Source organism: Pseudomonas sp. YL2, assembly GCF_023063025.1.
Taxonomy (GTDB): Bacteria; Pseudomonadota; Gammaproteobacteria; order Pseudomonadales; family Pseudomonadaceae; genus Aquipseudomonas; species Aquipseudomonas putida_A.
In genome coordinates, this window is record NZ_JAJSLU010000021.1 from 39,022 (window position 1) to 55,654 (window position 16,633).

The following is a 16,633-nucleotide window of genomic DNA, read 5'->3' on the forward strand; positions in this document are numbered from 1 at the left end:
TCCGGCACGGATCAATGGCTATACAAGCGGCTCGCCAGCAGATGCACAAGAGTCGAGACGCCAAGATTGGGCGATTATCGAACCGCCGACCGATTATCGCAATCCATCAGCCGCTGTCCTTCTTGGCTTCTTCATTCATTCACCTGCCTGTTCATCCAACTTCGCATGCCTCATTAGTTGATCGACTTAATGGCGCCAGAAACTGAACGCGAGTCCTTAAAAGGTTTCGGCGAATTTCAACTAGCGATAAAACTTGTCAGTAACAAAACGATCACACATCCCGAACCGTTTTTAACTTGGCAAAGATAGTCATTCCCGAATCGACCGCTATAATGCACCTCAGCGGCGCCACGTTTTCACTGGCCGAGGGTGCCGCCCGCTGACCCGATGCCTATTGCCGTCAGCCCGGCCAGCGCCTGACGCTCATTATTCATGCACCGCCAGCGCGCTTGCTGAAACAGGAAACTGATGCTGCGTCAGTTTTAATCTGGTGCCGTAGCCGCCTGCAACATGGAAGTCTTGATCGCCCTGCCGATAACGCCAATGCCTGACCCGGCATGGCCCTTTGGTGGACGTGTTCAATCGACTCGTTGCCGTGCGTTTCACCAGATATTTATCTCAACTCAAACAGGTAGCACTGTGACGAAAGACGAACTGCGCGCGGAACTTGAGCGCCAGGAACAACGTTACAAGGAAGTTTACGGCGGGGAAGTCACCACCTACGCCGCGCAACCCGAACCGGAACGCAAGGCATGGCGCAAACGCCCCACCGTTCAGGATCAGGTTTTCCAGCAAGAACTGAAAAAGATGGAAGAAGAACTCAAAACCGAAGAGCCCTGAACGGGCGATCCTGAGATTTTCGAGGGTCTGCGTCGCCACCGGCTAAAAGCACGGTGACCCGACCATGCCTTGCGCGCCCGCTATCCGCGGGCAGCGGCCCACCTCCCCCCGGCCTGCACGGGAAAGGAGCGTGTCTGACTCGTTTCAGAGATATTTCACACAGGCGTTTGAGGCTCTCGGGCGCTCGACGAAATGCCTGCTGCCCGAAGGTTTTTTCAAGCTAATCAAACACTTGAAAAACCCTGCAACATGCTCGGGCATTGCACCTTGCAACAATTTAATTCGACATTGATTGCTACCGATGAGCAGGTAGGGGATCGATTTCCAGTCTTTTCTGGCATAATCGCGCCCCCTTATGACCGGGTCAGAAAACCTTCATGATCGATTTATTCAGCGGACTGGATGCTTGGGTGCTTGTGAGCCTCTTGCTCGCCCTGACGTTTGTCCTCGCCTTCGAGTTCATCAATGGATTTCATGACACCGCTAACGCGGTAGCCACTGTTATCTACACCAAAGCCATGCCGCCTCACCTGGCGGTGTTCTTCTCCGGTGTGTTCAACTTCCTCGGCGTGTTGCTGGGCGGCGTTGGCGTGGCGTATGCCATTGTTCACCTGCTGCCGGTGGAACTGCTGATCAATGTGAACACCGGCCATGGCCTGGCGATGGTGTTCTCGTTGCTCGCCGCAGCGATCACCTGGAACCTGGGCACCTGGTACTTCGGTATCCCGGCCTCCAGTTCCCACACCCTGATCGGCTCGATCCTCGGTGTCGGCCTGGCCAACGCCCTGATCAACAACATCCCGTTGGCCGACGGCGTGAACTGGCAGAAAGCGATCGACATCGGCGCCTCGCTGGTGTTTTCGCCAATGGCTGGCTTCCTGATCGCCGCGTTGATCCTGATCGGCCTGAAGTGGTGGCGCCCGCTGTCGAAGATGCACAAGACCCCGGAACAGCGCCGCAAGATCGACGACAAGAAGCACCCGCCGTTCTGGAACCGCCTGGTCCTGGTAATCTCGGCCATGGCCGTGAGCTTCGTGCACGGTTCCAACGATGGCCAGAAAGGCATCGGCCTGATCATGCTGGTATTGATCGGTATCGTGCCTGCGCAGTTCGTCCTCGACCTGAGCAGCACCACCTACCAGATCGAACGCACCCGCGACGCGACCCTGCACCTGAGCCAGTTCTACAAGCGCAATGCCGATTCTCTGGGCGAATTCCTGGCCCTGGGCAAAAGTGTTGAAGGCGATCTGCCGGAGAAATTCCGCTGCAACCCGCAGCAGACCGAACCGACCATCAACGCCCTGCTTGGCACCCTTAAAGGTGTAGCGGACTACCATTCGCTGTCCTCGGAAAGCCGCATCGAAGTCCGTCGCTACTTGCTGTGCCTGGACGACACCGCGAAGAAAGTCGGCAAGCTGCCAGGCCTGGAAGCGCGTGAAAAAGCTGACTTGGACAAACTGCGCAAAGACCTGACCACCACCACTGAATACGCCCCGTTCTGGGTGATTCTGGCGGTGGCCCTTGCCCTTGGCCTGGGTACCATGGTCGGCTGGAAACGCGTGGTACTGACCATCGGCGAGAAGATCGGCAAGCAGGGCATGACCTACTCTCAAGGCATGTCGGCGCAGATCACTACCGCCAGCTTGATCGGTATGGCCAACATCTTCAGTCTGCCGGTATCGACCACTCACGTGCTGTCCTCGGGCGTGGCCGGCACCATGGTCGCCAACAAGAGCGGCCTGCAGGGTGGGACTGTTCGCACTATCCTGCTGGCGTGGGTGCTGACCTTGCCAGCGACTGTGGCGTTGTCGGCTGGGTTGTTCTGGTTGGCATCCAAAGCGCTGGGTAGCTGATAGACCGCAGTACATGAGAAAGGCGCGATTCGTGAGGATCGCGCCTTTTTTTGTTTTGGCTGCGAGTTGGATTGGGGGAATATCCATTGCTGCGGGGGTTGCTGATTACGGTTCCGCCCTTACGGCGGGTCACTTTTTCCAAACGCCGAAAAAGTAACCAAAAAGGCTTCCCCCGGCGTACGGCACTTCGCTTAGGCTCAGTGTTCCCTCGCTACGGTGTCCATCCGGGGGCATCGCCTCCGGTTTGCTTCGCTGCACCTCCTCTCGATGTATGCGGCTTCGCCGCATGGCGCTGCGCGCCTAACCCCCTGATGGACACCTACGCTCGGCCTGCCGAAGGGGCTGAAGATCAAAAGCCATATCAAGAGCCAGAGCAAGAGCCAGAGCCAGAGCCAGAGCCAGAGCCAGAGCCAGAGCCAGAGCCAGATCCAGATCCAGATCCAGATCCAGATCCAGATCCAGATCCAGATCAAAAGATCGCAGCCTTCGGCAGCTCCTACATGGGGTTGGGTGTATTCAGTTAGAGATTGGTCGGCTGTCAGGCCGCCTTCGCGAGCAAGCCCGCTCCCACAGTGGGATTGGGTGTGTTCAGTTAGAGATTGGTCGGCTGGCAGGCCGCCTTCGCGAGCAAGCGCACAACCCATGCGGCAAAGCCGCCCCACTCAACAGGATGAGCGCAAGCTCGGCTGCAGCTCTTGATCTTGATCCACGGGCGACATCGGAAGGCTGAGTGGAGGGATTGATCCGGGGGTGGGAGCGCAGCGACCGTTTGGCGCAGCCAAACACAGCGAGAGGAGGTGCAGCGAAGCAAACCGGAGGCGCTGCGCCCGGATCGATCCCGGAGCGAAGGGACCCCGAGCCCCAGCGAGCGGGCCGAACGTAGGAGCAAGCCTTTTGGGTTACCTTTTCGGCGTTTGGAAAAGGTGACCCGCCGTAAGGGCGGAACCCTAAGCCGCCGTTACCGCAGCAACGGATATTCACAAAGCACACCCAAAGTCTGGTCGGCCCAAAGGCCGCCAAGACACAAAAAAAGGGGCAACCGAAGTCGCCCCAAAATGCCTTGCGTGCTCATCAAACCCGGAAAGACCTACTTCTTGCGCTTATTCGCATCCTTCCAGATAAAAAATCCAAACCCTGCAAAAAACAGAACCATGAGACCTACGGTCAGAACCCCGGCAAACACCACGTTATCGAAAAACATGACTGTGGCCTCCTGGCCCCTGCTTTGCTGCGATGGAGCTAAGTTAACCAATCGCGCAGGCGCAGAAATTGACCAGGATCAAGTCCGGTCAACACAGAAGGCAAAGGCGGGAAAATAACTGACCTGCATCAAAGGATGCAGGGGAAGATCAACGCTTTTTCGGTTTCTTTTTCGGCTTTTTCTGGGCTTTTCCCAACGGCATGGCTTGCTCGAAGGCCTTGCGCACTTCGTTCAGCCGCTTTTCGTTGAGATCATGCACACGCTTGGCGCGCTCGGTGCCGAGGTCGATCAGTTTTTCATCTTGGCTCATGACGTTCAGCGCATCACTTGAAGAAAACACAACTGCCGCATCAGAGGCAGGACTGCGCCAATCATGCAGCCTGACGCCAGCGCTCGACAACAATTGATGTAAATAAGCAGACTCAGATCTCGATATCGACCCACAAGCCCTGACGCGGCTGATCTTCCATCAGCGGCACCACCGGCACGGTGTTGTCGGCATTCAGCTCGGTGCCCGGCACGGCCAGATGCTCTTCCGGGTCTTCGTCGGCTTCGCGGCGGCGACGATCACGTTCCTGCTGACGGCGCTGTTCCTCGCGCGCTAGCAGTCGATCCTCTTCCGGGTCGCGTTTTTGCAGGTCGATCGTGCTTTCGTTGGAGCTTTCCTGCACCGGCACCACCGGAGGAATGTCCGGCCGCTGGCGAATCGGATCCTGCTGGGAAGTGATCGGCACAGCGCTCAGGGGGAGCATCGGTGGCAGCATATAAAGGGTCTCCTGTCAGCAGGCTATCGGCTGCGGCAAAGGCGCCTTGAGCCATCCGTCGCAAATCTGTGATCGGGTTGGCACTGCAGGAGCTGCCGCAGGCTGCGATCTTTTAATCGGACATCACAAAACTCAAGTGTTTCCAAAGATCAGAAGATCGCTGTCTGCGGTAGCTTCTGCCCAGTAATCTTTGGCCCTGAAGCCTGCATTCCGTTAAGATAGCCCGCTTTTTCAAGGTGGGAGTCAGGCAGCATGGCGCAGCAGTATCAACCGGGGCAACGCTGGATCAGTGACAGCGAAGCAGAGCTTGGTTTAGGCACCGTTCTGGCACAGGACGGCCGCTTGTTGACCGTGCTTTACCCGGCCACTGGCGAAACCCGCCAGTACGCGCTACGGAATGCGCCCCTCACCCGCGTACGGTTCTCGCCCGGTGACACCATTACTCACTTCGAAGGCTGGAAGATGACCGTGCGCGAAGTCGACGACGTCGACGGGCTGATGGTCTATCACGGCCTCAACGGGCAGAACGAAGCCGTCACCCTGCCGGAAACCCAGCTGTCGAACTTCATTCAGTTCCGTCTGGCCAGCGATCGTCTGTTCGCCGGGCAGATCGACCCGCTGTCGTGGTTCTCCCTGCGCTACAACACCCTGGAACACACCAGCCGCCAGTTGCAGTCTTCGCTCTGGGGCCTGGGCGGCGTGCGTGCGCAACCGATCGCGCACCAACTGCACATCGCCCGTGAAGTCGCCGACCGCATTGCGCCACGGGTTCTGCTGGCGGACGAAGTGGGTCTGGGTAAAACCATCGAAGCCGGTCTGGTGATCCATCGCCAACTGCTCTCGGGCCGCGCCAGCCGAGTGCTGATCCTGGTGCCGGAAAACCTGCAGCACCAGTGGCTGGTGGAAATGCGCCGCCGCTTCAACCTGCAGGTCGCGCTGTTCGACGAAGAACGCTTCATCGAAAGCGATGCCACCAACCCGTTCGAAGACACCCAGCTGGCATTGGTTGCCCTGGAGTGGCTGGTCGAAGACGAGAAGGCGCAGGACGCCTTGTTCGCCGCCGGCTGGGATCTGATGGTGGTCGACGAAGCCCACCACCTGGTGTGGCACGAAGACAAGGCCAGCCCCGAGTACTCGCTGGTCGAACAATTGGCTGAAGTGATTCCCGGCGTGCTGCTGCTCACCGCGACCCCGGAACAACTCGGTCAGGACAGCCACTTCGCCCGTCTGCGCCTGCTCGACCCGAACCGTTTCCATGACCTGGCCGCGTTCCGCGCCGAGAGCGAGAACTATCGCCCGGTGGCTGAAGCCGTTCAGGAACTGCTCGACAAAGGGCGCCTGTCGCCGGAAGCGCACAAGACCATCCACGGTTTCCTCGGCAACGAAGGCGAAGCCCTGCTGACTGCGGTCAACGATGGCGATAGCGAAGCCAGCGCCCGTCTGGTGCGCGAGTTGCTCGACCGCCACGGCACCGGCCGCGTGCTGTTCCGTAACACCCGCGCCGCCGTGCAGGGTTTCCCGGAGCGCAAACTGCACCCGTACCCGCTGCCATGCCCGGACGAATACCTCGAACTGCCGCTGGGCGATCACGCCGAGCTGTACCCGGAAGTCAGCTTCCAGGCCCAGCCGGACGCCAGCGAAGAAGAGCGCTGGTGGAAATTCGACCCGCGCGTCGAGTGGCTGATCGATCAGCTGAAAATGCTCAAGCGCACCAAAGTGCTGGTGATCTGCGCCCACGCCGAAACCGCGATGGACCTGGAAGACGCGCTGCGCGTGCGCTCCGGCATCCCGGCCACGGTGTTCCATGAAGGCATGAACATCCTTGAGCGTGACCGCGCCGCCGCCTACTTTGCCGACGAAGAGTTCGGCGCGCAGGTGCTGATCTGCTCGGAAATCGGCAGTGAAGGTCGCAACTTCCAATTCGCTCACCACCTGGTGCTGTTCGATCTGCCGTCGCACCCGGACCTGCTTGAGCAGCGTATCGGTCGTCTCGACCGGATCGGCCAGAAGCACATCATCGAACTGCACGTGCCGTACCTGGAAACCAGCCCGCAAGAGCGCCTGTTCCAGTGGTACCACGAAGCCCTGAACGCGTTCCTCAACACCTGCCCGACCGGCAACGCCTTGCAGCATCAGTTCGGCCCGCGCCTGCTGCCGCTGCTTGAAGAAGCCGACGACGGTGAGTGGCAAGCGCTGATCGACGAAGCGCGCACCGAGCGTGAGCGTCTGGAAGCCGAGCTGCACACCGGCCGCGACCGTCTGCTGGAGCTGAACTCCGGCGGTTCGGGCGAAGGCGATCAGTTGGTCGAGGACATCCTTGAGCAAGACGATCAGTTCGCCCTGCCGATCTATATGGAAACCCTGTTCGACGCGTTCGGCATCGACAGCGAAGACCATTCGGAAAACGCCCTGATCCTCAAGCCGAGCGAGAAGATGCTCGACGCCAGCTTCCCGCTGGGCGATGACGAAGGCGTGACCATCACCTACGACCGCAACCAGGCGCTGTCGCGCGAAGACATGCAGTTCATCACCTGGGAACACCCGATGGTGCAGGGCGGCATGGACCTGGTGCTATCCGGCTCGATGGGCAACACCGCCGTCGCACTGATCAAGAACAAGGCGCTGAAACCGGGCACGGTGTTGCTGGAACTGCTCTACGTCAGCGAAGTGGTTGCACCGCGCTCGCTGCAACTGGGCCGCTACCTGCCACCGGCCGCCCTGCGCTGCCTGCTCGATGCCAACGGCAACGATCTGTCGGCCCGGGTCTCGTTCGAAACCTTGAACGATCAACTGGAAAGCGTGCCCCGCGCCAGCGCCAACAAGTTCATCCAGGCCCAGCGCGATCAGCTGACGCCACGGATCAACGCTGGTGAAGACAAGATCACCCCGCGTCACGCCGAGCGCGTGGCCGAGGCCCGTCGTCGTCTGGCGGCGGACACCGACGAAGAACTGGCGCGCCTGACCGCGTTGCAAGCAGTCAACCCGACCGTGCGCGACAGCGAACTGGATGCGTTGCGCAAGCAGCGTGAACTGGGTCTGGCGATGCTCGATAAAGCGGCGTTGCGTCTGGAAGCGATCCGGGTGCTGGTGGCGGGTTAAGTCCCCCGCTCTAGTGCTATAAATGAAGAGGCCCGCAGTGATGCGGGCCTTTTTTTGTCTGCTACTTATCAGCTGATGCTGATGGCCCCTTCGCGAGCAAGCCCGCTCCCACAGTTGACCGAGTTGTTTCAGGAAGCAATGCGGTCGAATGTGGGAGCTGGATGCATTGCGTCTGGAAGCGATCCGGGTGCTGGTGGCGGGTTAAGTCCCCCGCTCTAGCGCTATAAATGAATAGGCCCGCAGTGATGCGGGCCTTTTTTGTCTGCTATTTATCAGCTGATGCTGATGGCCCCTTCGCGAGCAAGCCCGCTCCCGCAGTTTGGAATGCGTTCCCATGTGGGAGCGGGCTTGCTCGCGAAGGCGATCATGCAGTCGCCACAGAAACATTAGGCTCAACCACTGCCACCAACCCCTCCTTCATTCGCTGCGCATCGCGCACAAAACAGCGCGCCGCCAGAAACAGAAACGCCATGGTGAAGAACAGTGCCACCGGAATCAGGTACATCGCGTCATGCAGCCCCACAGCCTTGAACGCCTCGGTCATCTGCTCCGCCCCCGCCGAAAGCATCGCCGACTTGGCGAAATGGTCAGACAAGGCCCCCACCACCACTGGCCCCAAGCCGCCGCCGAGCAGGTACAACCCGGCAAAGAACAGCGCCATCGCCGTGGCCCGCAGGCGTGGTTCGACCACATCCTGAATCGCCGTGTACACGCAGGTGTAGAAGTTATAGGCAAACAGCCAGCCGACACTGAACACCGCGACGAACACGCCGATCTCGACCCGTCCGGCATGCAGCGCCCACGCGGTGCACAGGGTCGAGATGATCAGGCTGAAGCCGGCAAACAGCAGCCGACCGTTGGCGACTCGTTGATGAATCTTGTCAGCGATCCAGCCGCCGAGGGTCAGACCGATCAACCCGGTGACACCGACGATCACGCCGGTCGCCACCGCCGCCTCCTGCAACGGCATCAGGAAGTAGCGCTGCAGCATCGGCACCAGAAACGAGTTGCAGGCATAGGTGGCGAAGTTGAAGCACAAACCGGCCATCACCAGCCACAGGAATGTCGGCACCGCCAGCACCCGGCGGATAGGCTTGTCGACTCTCTCTTGGGACACCTGCACGGTTTCCGCCGCGCCGCGTTTGGGTTCCTTGATGAAGAACATGAACACCGCGAGGATCAGCCCCGGCACCGCCGCGATAAAGAACGGCGCGCGCCAGCTGTCGAATGCCTTGACCATCGCGCCGATGGTGAAGAATGCCAGCAACAGGCCCAACGGCAGGCCGAGCATGAAAATACCCATGGCCCGCGCCCGACGGTGCGCCGGGAACAGGTCACCGATCAACGAGTTGGCGGCCGGCGCGTAACTGGCCTCGCCAATGCCGATGCCCATGCGCACCAGCAGAAAACTCCAGAAACTGCCGACCAGCCCGTTGACCGCCGTCAGCGCGCTCCAGGTCGCCAGGCCCCAGCCCATCAGTTTGCTGCGCGAACCGGTATCGGCCATGCGCCCCAGCGGCAGGCCGGCGATCGCATAAACCAGGGTGAACGCGGTGCCGACGATTCCCAGTTGAAAATCGCTGAGGTGCCATTCCATGCGGATCGGCTCGATGATGATCGCCGGAATGGTGCGGTCGAAGAAATTGAACAGGTTGGCAAGGAACAACAGGAACAGAATGCGCCAGGCATTCGCCGCTTGGGTCGAGTTCTGCATGGGTCCGTCTCTTTATTGTTATGTGGGCTTCACTGCCGACGCATCCGAGCCCGGAACCTGCAATCTAGACAGGCCTGCCGGGGCTGTCTGTGATCATTCGTCAGCCTGATAACGGGCCATGGCACTGTAACGAAACGTAAGCCCTTGATAACACTGAAATCCCCTATAAACCGGGGGTTTCGCGGCAAAACCCGGCTACAAAAAAATACTTTCGCGCCCCCCTTCCCAAGTTCATGGCGAAGCCTAGAATAGCCGCCGGATCCGTCCGGATTCGCCGATCAACCCCTTTGATACCCTCCCCATGTCCGAAGTCAGTCCGTGTCTGAATTGCGGTGCCTGCTGTTCCCATTTTCGCGTGTCTTTTTTCTGGGGTGAATGCGCCTCCTCCGGCGGTACGGTGCCCGATGAACTGGTGACGCAGATCAGTCCCAGTCGGGTAGCGATGAACGGCACCGACTGCAAATCGCCGCGGTGTACGGCGTTGATCGGTGAAGTGGGCAGTAACGTGCAGTGCTCGATTTACGAGCAACGCTCCAGTCCCTGCCGCGAATTCGATGCTTCCTGGGAATACGGCGAACAGAATGTCGATTGCGACAAGGCGCGCGCCCGCTTCGGCTTGCCGCCGCTCGAACCGGAATGGAATCAGATCCCTTACGACCAAACCGCCTGATGGTTTAGCGCCAATCGCTATAAGTCTCATGCCGAAATGGTTGGCGCCAATGTGCCACTACCGCTTGCATGGCAAAAACCGCCTCTATACTCCTCTCATTCGCCTGCGTTGCTGACGCAGCAGGGACGACTTCACAGACGGGGATGCTATGGAGTGGCTTGGTTTGCAGTTTGTTACCGAGCTGCCGCAGAGCGGGCAGGTCATTCTCGATTGCACACACAATCCCTTGCTGGTGCTGGTGGCCTATCTGGTCGCCTGCGCCGCGAGTTTTGCCACCCTCGACATGGCCGAGCGGGTTGGCCACGCCGAAGATCCGGGTTCGCAACGGGTCTGGCGCTGGATCGGCGCCACCTGCCTGGCTGGCGGCATTTGGGCCATGCACTTCATCGCCATGCTGGCATTCCAGGCGCCGCTGGAAATCCATTACGAACTGGCCACCACTCTGTTTTCCCTGGTGATCGCCCTGCTCGCCTCATGGCTGGCGATGCACACCCTGAGCGTGCCTCAACCCTCGCTGATGCAATACCTGAAAACCGCCATCGTTATTGGCCTGGGCATCGCCGGCATGCATTACGTCGGCATGGCGGCGATGCACTCGGTGGCCACTGCGTATTACCAGCCGCTGCTGTTCTGCCTGTCGATCGTGATTGCCATCGGCGCCAGCTTCGCCGCGCTGTGGGTCGCCGGTTATCTGCGTGAAGGCAGCGGCCGTTTTCATCAGTTGCTCAAATACACCGCCGCAGTGATCCTCGGCGCCGGCATCATCAGCATGCACTTCACCGGCATGGCCGCGTTGCATCTGGTGGTGCCCGAGGGGGCAGCACCGACCCTGAGCGGCGAAACCAATTACCTGCAACTGGGCCTGACCGTCGCATTGATCATCCTGCTGATTCTCGGCAGCGCGATCAGCGCGGCACTCGCCGACAAGAAACTGCAAAGCAAGGAACACGATCTGCGCCGGGTCAACGCCCTGCTCGGCCAGCTCGATCAGGCGCGGATGTCATTGCAGCAAGTGGCCAATTACGACGCGCTGACCAACCTGATCAACCGCCGCGGTTTCAACCAGCTTTTCGCCGAGAAACTCAACCAGAAAACCAGCGAAGGCGGCATGCTCGCGGTGATGTTTCTCGACATCGACCACTTCAAGCGAATCAACGACAGCCTCGGCCATGACGCCGGCGACGCCCTGCTCAAAGTCATCGCCAATCACATCAAAGGCTCGGTGCGCAGCCATGAAGACGTGGTCGCCCGCTTCGGCGGTGACGAGTTCTGCATCCTGATCAGCCTGCGCGAACGTGAGGAAGCGCGCAACATGGCGCAACGGATCATGCTGAAAATGAAGGAGCCGATCGAACTGGCCGGCCGCCGTATGGTGATGACCACCAGCATCGGCATCAGCCTGTTCCCCGACGACGGCACCACCTGCGAAGAACTGCTCAAGCACGCGGATCTGGCGCTGTATCAATCCAAGGGCGCCGGGCGTAACGGCCTGCATTTTTTCAGTGCCAACATGAAGACCCGCGCCAGCCTCGAACTGCAACTGGAAGAAGAACTGCGCCAGGCCCTGCGCGAAGAAAACGGGCTGACGCTGTATTACCAACCGATCTTCGAACTGAAAACCGGTCGAGTGACCAAACTCGAAGCGCTGATCCGCTGGCAGCATCCGGTGCATGGCCTGCTGGCCCCGGATCGCTTCATCGCGATTGCCGAAACCAATGGCCTGATCGCCGAACTGGATAACTGGGTGTTGCGCCGGGCCTGCACTGACCTTGGCGAACTGACGCGGCATGGCTGCAACGACCTGAAAATCGCCTGGAACTGCTCGCCGCTCAACCTTGCCCGGGAAGAGCTGGCCGATGAGATCGAAAGCGCACTGCGCAGCGCTGGCGTTGCGCCGGAACGGCTGGAACTGGAAGTCACCGAAAACGCGCTGATGGGCAACATCGCCAACACCCTGGTGCTGCTGCGGCAGATTCGCGCCCTCGGGGTGTCGCTGTCGATCGACGACTTCGGCACTGGCTATTCATCGCTGGCCTACCTCAAGCGCCTGCCGCTCAATACGCTGAAAATCGACCGCTCGTTCATCCTCGACATTCCCACGGCGACCGCCGACATGGAGATCGTCCAGGCGATCATCGTCATGGCCCACACCCTGCATTTGCAGGTGGTGACCGAAGGCGTGGAGAGCCTGGAACAGTACGAATTCCTCGAGCGCTCAGGCTGCGATTTCATTCAGGGCTACCTGCTCAGCCGCCCGGTGCCGCTGGACGAGTTACGCCCGGTGCTGGAAGAAATCAATCAGCGCAAACACTCGCACGCGGTCAATCCGTTGAGTCTGGCGCGCGGTACATTTGTACCAGTGTCGCTGGATCCTTCTGCAAAAAACCCTGCGCCCCATGCAGGCGCATCAATTGTGCGGCCAATCCGCTGATCGGCGTGGCCGAGCCTTGTTCGCGGGAGAATTTCACTGCGGTATCGAGGTCCTTGAGCAGCGTGCGCACGTGCCATTTCACCGGTTCAAAACGGCTCTCGGCCATTTGCGGGGCGAGGATCTGCAACGGTTTCGAATCGGCAAAACCACCGGCCAGCGCTTCGGCAATCAGGCTCGTATCGACCCCGGCCTGTTCGGCCAGCGCCACTACTTCGGCGATCACCAGCGCATTACAGGCGACGATCATCTGGTTGCAAGCCTTGGTGACCTGCCCGGCGCCGATGCCACCCATGTGCGTGACCCGTTGACCAAGGTTGAGCAGCACCGGGTGCACCCGCTCCAGATCCGCCACCGCGCCGCCGACCATGATCGCCAGACTGCCGGCCTCGGCACCCACCACGCCGCCGGACACCGGTGAGTCGAGCCAGCTCATCCCGGTCTTGTCGGCCAACTCGGTTGCCATCTCGCGGGTAGCGGTCGGTTCGAGGCTGGAAAAGTCCACCAGCAACTGGCCGCTTTTCGCACCTTCAGCGACACCCCCGGCGCCAAACACCACCTCGCGCACCACCGCCGTGTCGGCCAGACAGAGCATCACCACGTCCGCGTGTTCGCACAGTTCAGCGGGGCTTGCCACCTGCCGGGCGCCGGCTTCGACCAGTGGGGCGCACTTGGCGGGGTTGCGGTTCCACACGGTCAACGGGTAGCCGGCAGCCAGCAAACGGCGGCACATCGGCAGGCCCATCAGGCCGATTCCGGCAAAACCCAACGAAGGGAGCGTTGACATCATTTCGCCTCTTTTTGATTAAAGATCACTGAATAATGGCCGATTCATGAACGATCAGGAAAGGATTCCCCCGTGCGACGATCAGGCCAAGCCCCTGACGCCCGGGCCAAATTCGCGCAATAAAAGACGCGAGATCTTATTCCGTGAGGCTCGCTGACACTGGTCAGCGGACCAACCAGTCCAGGTATATGGCGCACAATGACTTCTAAAAACAATCCCGCCACTGCGGTATCCGATCTGACCCTGAGCCCTGCCGCAAACAGCCCGTCATCATCGAAGCCATTGCCTCCCTCGCGCCCGCTGGGCACTCAGCAATATCTGTACTACACCGAGACCAACACCGACCGCATCCTCGACAACCTCGACGGGCTGCGCGATCTGGTATTCCCGCGCCCACCGCACCTGGAAGGCGACAACGAACAGCACAACGATCAGGAGTTTCCGTCGGTGTGCCTGATCGGCCTCGGTCGCTGCGGCTCGAACATCGCTCTCGATGTCGCGGAGCTGGTGTACAACGCGCGCAAGTTCTACCTCAACGAATTCAACAATGAAGACCGCGCGGCGGATCGGCGTCTGGCCGACAAGGGCTACAGCCCGGCGCAGTGGATCAAAAACAACCTGCGCATCGGTCCGAACAAGTCGAGCAAACCGGTGTTCCTCGTCGAACCGCTGGTAATGCTGGGCGACCTCGACAAGGACATCGCCGGGCGCATCCGTTTCTCGCGCAAGGGCGAGAAAAGCGGCTTCCTGCGCGACTACAGCAAAATGAAAATCATGGACTTGTCCGAAGTCCACGCCGGTGGCGCCGGTAACGCGCCGATCCTCGGCCAGTATCTGGCGAAGATCATCCTCAACAAGGACACCCAGCGCTTCTCCAGCCCTGACTGGAAAATGATCCACTCGTACCTGATCGACAGCTGCGGCATCAAGGCCAACCAGTCGCGCCTGTACTTCTCGATCTTCAGTGCCGGCGGCGGTACCGGTTCGGGCATGGCCTCGGAGTTCGGCCTGGCCCAGCAGCACTCGTACATGAACAAGACGTTCGACACCAAGCCGATGGACGAACACGACGGCAAAAGCGGGCATTCGTTTGTGTTCGAGCCGATCTTCACCAGCGGCATCTGCGTGCTGCCGAACATTTCCGATCACCGCAGTGAAATGTCCGAGGCGCTGCACATCAACGCCGGACGCCTGCTGTGCAAATACCTCTCGGAAGAATGGGATTTCTCCTACAACTTCGCCAATGAAGACAGCAGCGAAGCCAGCGTCATGGGCCGTATCCGCCCATGGAACGCGATGATGCTGATCTCCAACGACATCATGCGTTACGCCGAAGAGAGCGATGACGGCAACATCCAGAACATTGATGTCAATGCGATGGAAAAGCACGCCAACCAGTACATCTCGCAGCAGATTTTCAACATTCTGACGGCGCAGGCGGTGACCACCGACTACGACCAGAACTACTTCCGCCGCGCCGGCATCGACATCGGCGAAACCATTCGCCTCGATGCCAACGACCTGTTCATGAGTCTGGCCGGCCCGGTTGCGATTGCCTACGCCGAATCGGTGGTGCCGGAAACCCCGCCACCGAGCAGCGACAAGTTCAAGGTGTTCGACAAAGAGCCACAGCGTCTGAACATCGATGACCTGTTCTTCCGTTCGATCGACCTGCCGCACTTCAATAAAGTCACCCAGGCCATCGAAGGCATCAGCCTGCTGCCGATCGAATCCAAGCGCTATCGCGCCTCGCTGGAGCAGTACAAGAATTCCGGCCACGACGCCGCCGCGCTGCACGACCTGCACTTCTTCAAGAACTGCTCGTCGGTGGTCTCGATCGTCTCGTTGCCCAAAGACTACAAGCTGTCGTACATGGACCTGAACCGGTTGAAGACCCACCTCAACAGCCTGTTCCCCAATACCACGCTCAAGCGTTATGCGCTGGTGATCGGTGCCTCGGCCAACCTGTCGCTGACCACCCTGATCGCCAAGAGCCCGTGCCTGTCGGACGACTTCCTGACGTTGATCGTGGCGTTCATCAAGCGCTGCTTCGCCAAGACCCCGTACCGTTTTGACGAGACTCTGGACAACTCGATCCTCGACTTCATCATCAATGAAGACTTCGACGAAGGCCGCATCGACGATCTGCTCAACGAGTTCGAGAACCCGGCGAAGATCCTCGACACCAACTGGTACGCGATCAAGCCGATGTACGAGAAGAAGTACCGCGAGCTGATCAACGACAAGGACAAGTTCGTCTCGATCAACGACATTCGCCTGTCGCGCGATTGCGTGAAGAAGTCGATCAAGTACCTGCGCGAGATCTACCGTCACCGGATCGGCAAGACCAAGGTTATTTCGCTGAATAACCATACCGGGAAGACTTACTCGGCCTGATCCAGATCCGAGTTGCCCCTATCGCGAGCAGGCTCACTCCTACAGTTGGAATGCGTTCCTCTGTAGGAGTGAGCCTGCTCGCGATGAGGCCCTCAAATTCCCTGAAAATCTCAGCCGTTCCAACATCCAGAAACAATTAAGCAGCCCTCAGGCTGCTCAATAAACTGTTCCCGTTACGTTTACGTCACCGTGAGGCCACCCACGCTTGTGGCCTTTCTCTACGGCAACGTGCCATCACGCTACTCGGCTACACACTTTTCGCTGCTGGCCAGGCGCACTACAAAGGTGCACAAGCTCAGACGGCCGCCCTTTCCTGGATCAGAATCCATGGACTCACCACCACCGCCCATAGCTGCGGATCACGCTCGAAAATATCCAGCGCCCGCGTTTCAGAGAGCTTGGCGACCTTGTCCTCGGCCAGCCAGGCGGCGACTTTCTCGCCATCATCCGATGCCACGGCCTCGGCGGCGGCGATCAAATCCAGGGCTGGGTCGACCCACAATAGGGCACCCTTGGCGAAGAACGGCTCCAGCTCTTTCCAGGTAATAGATGCGGTTTCACCAAGCAGCTTGGCATAGAGGGTGCTAGGTTCTTGATTCATGGGACTGTCCGGAAAAGAAATCGACGCGAATGATAACGTCGGTGGTCCGGCAGAAAAACCCGGTTGCAAATGGCTTCACCGAACGAAAAGAGCAGGAACGCCAAGGAATGCTGGTGTTTGGGATATATGCCCGCGAAAGCCCCGCCGCAATTCTGTCTTTTTCATTCAAAAATGCGACACCCCCAAGTTTTGCCCCTCGGCGCCTGCTTCCCAGGCCAACAACCGGCGCTCTACACTGTACCGGTACAGTTGCCGGGGGCATTTCCGGAGGGTATCGCA

At 59.6% G+C, this 16,633-nt stretch carries 12 protein-coding genes; 6 read left to right on the forward strand and 6 right to left on the reverse strand.

Annotation, left to right across the window (positions count from 1 at the left end; genetic code table 11):
• The first annotated feature begins 639 nt into the window (after positions 1-639).
• Positions 640-840 (forward strand): hypothetical protein, encoded by a 201-nt coding sequence (locus tag LVD08_RS24145; RefSeq protein WP_003222398.1) that lies wholly within the window; start codon positions 640-642, stop codon positions 838-840.
• Positions 841-1,217: 377 nt separating this feature from the next.
• On the forward strand, positions 1,218-2,693 hold the full coding sequence (locus tag LVD08_RS24150; protein ID WP_003222397.1) for an inorganic phosphate transporter: 1,476 nt from the start codon (positions 1,218-1,220) through the stop codon (positions 2,691-2,693).
• A gap of 1,087 nt (positions 2,694-3,780) precedes the next feature.
• On the opposite strand, the gene ccoM is transcribed toward LVD08_RS24150, so the two are convergent.
• The 3 genes from ccoM to LVD08_RS24160 form a co-directional block, all read right to left on the reverse strand.
• A complete protein-coding gene (ccoM, locus tag LVD08_RS28155) occupies positions 3,781-3,894 on the reverse strand; it encodes a cytochrome c oxidase subunit CcoM (RefSeq protein ID WP_003222396.1) in 114 nt (37 codons plus the stop codon).
• A 148-nt stretch (positions 3,895-4,042) separates the two neighbouring features.
• Complete coding sequence (locus LVD08_RS24155) at positions 4,043-4,204, reverse strand: hypothetical protein (protein ID WP_096797040.1); 162 nt, start codon at positions 4,202-4,204, stop codon at positions 4,043-4,045.
• Positions 4,205-4,316: 112 nt separating this feature from the next.
• On the reverse strand, positions 4,317-4,658 hold the full coding sequence (locus LVD08_RS24160) for a hypothetical protein (protein ID WP_003222394.1): 342 nt from the start codon (positions 4,656-4,658) through the stop codon (positions 4,317-4,319).
• Positions 4,659-4,910: 252 nt separating this feature from the next.
• Here LVD08_RS24160 and rapA point away from each other — a divergent pair, with 252 nt between their 5' ends.
• The gene (rapA, locus tag LVD08_RS24165) at positions 4,911-7,757 is read left to right on the forward strand and encodes an RNA polymerase-associated protein RapA (RefSeq protein ID WP_247269436.1); all 2,847 of its coding nucleotides are present in this window, start codon (positions 4,911-4,913) and stop codon (positions 7,755-7,757) included.
• A gap of 364 nt (positions 7,758-8,121) precedes the next feature.
• On the opposite strand, the gene LVD08_RS24170 is transcribed toward rapA, so the two are convergent.
• Positions 8,122-9,471 (reverse strand): spinster family MFS transporter, encoded by a 1,350-nt coding sequence (locus LVD08_RS24170; RefSeq protein ID WP_247269437.1) that lies wholly within the window; start codon positions 9,469-9,471, stop codon positions 8,122-8,124.
• Positions 9,472-9,772: 301 nt separating this feature from the next.
• Here LVD08_RS24170 and LVD08_RS24175 point away from each other — a divergent pair, with 301 nt between their 5' ends.
• Entirely contained in the window at positions 9,773-10,141 is a 369-nt protein-coding gene (locus tag LVD08_RS24175; RefSeq protein WP_027614387.1) for a YkgJ family cysteine cluster protein, read from the forward strand.
• 148 nt (positions 10,142-10,289) lie between these two features.
• A complete protein-coding gene (locus tag LVD08_RS24180; RefSeq protein WP_247269438.1) occupies positions 10,290-12,572 on the forward strand; it encodes a putative bifunctional diguanylate cyclase/phosphodiesterase in 2,283 nt (760 codons plus the stop codon).
• On the opposite strand, the gene LVD08_RS24185 is transcribed toward LVD08_RS24180, so the two are convergent.
• On the reverse strand, positions 12,463-13,359 hold the full coding sequence (locus LVD08_RS24185; protein WP_247269439.1) for an NAD(P)-dependent oxidoreductase: 897 nt from the start codon (positions 13,357-13,359) through the stop codon (positions 12,463-12,465). The genes LVD08_RS24180 and LVD08_RS24185 overlap by 110 nt on opposite strands.
• 195 nt (positions 13,360-13,554) lie before the next feature.
• On the opposite strand from LVD08_RS24185, the gene LVD08_RS24190 reads away from it, so the two are divergent.
• Positions 13,555-15,753 carry a hypothetical protein gene (locus tag LVD08_RS24190; protein ID WP_247269440.1) on the forward strand — a complete coding sequence of 733 codons (2,199 nt, stop codon included), beginning with the start codon at positions 13,555-13,557 and terminating at the stop codon, positions 15,751-15,753.
• Positions 15,754-16,048: 295 nt separating this feature from the next.
• Here the strand turns inward: LVD08_RS24190 and LVD08_RS24195 are convergent, their stop codons facing one another.
• Positions 16,049-16,354 carry a DUF2288 domain-containing protein gene (locus LVD08_RS24195; protein WP_027614383.1) on the reverse strand — a complete coding sequence of 102 codons (306 nt, stop codon included), beginning with the start codon at positions 16,352-16,354 and terminating at the stop codon, positions 16,049-16,051.
• Between the last annotated feature and the right edge of the window lie 279 nt (positions 16,355-16,633).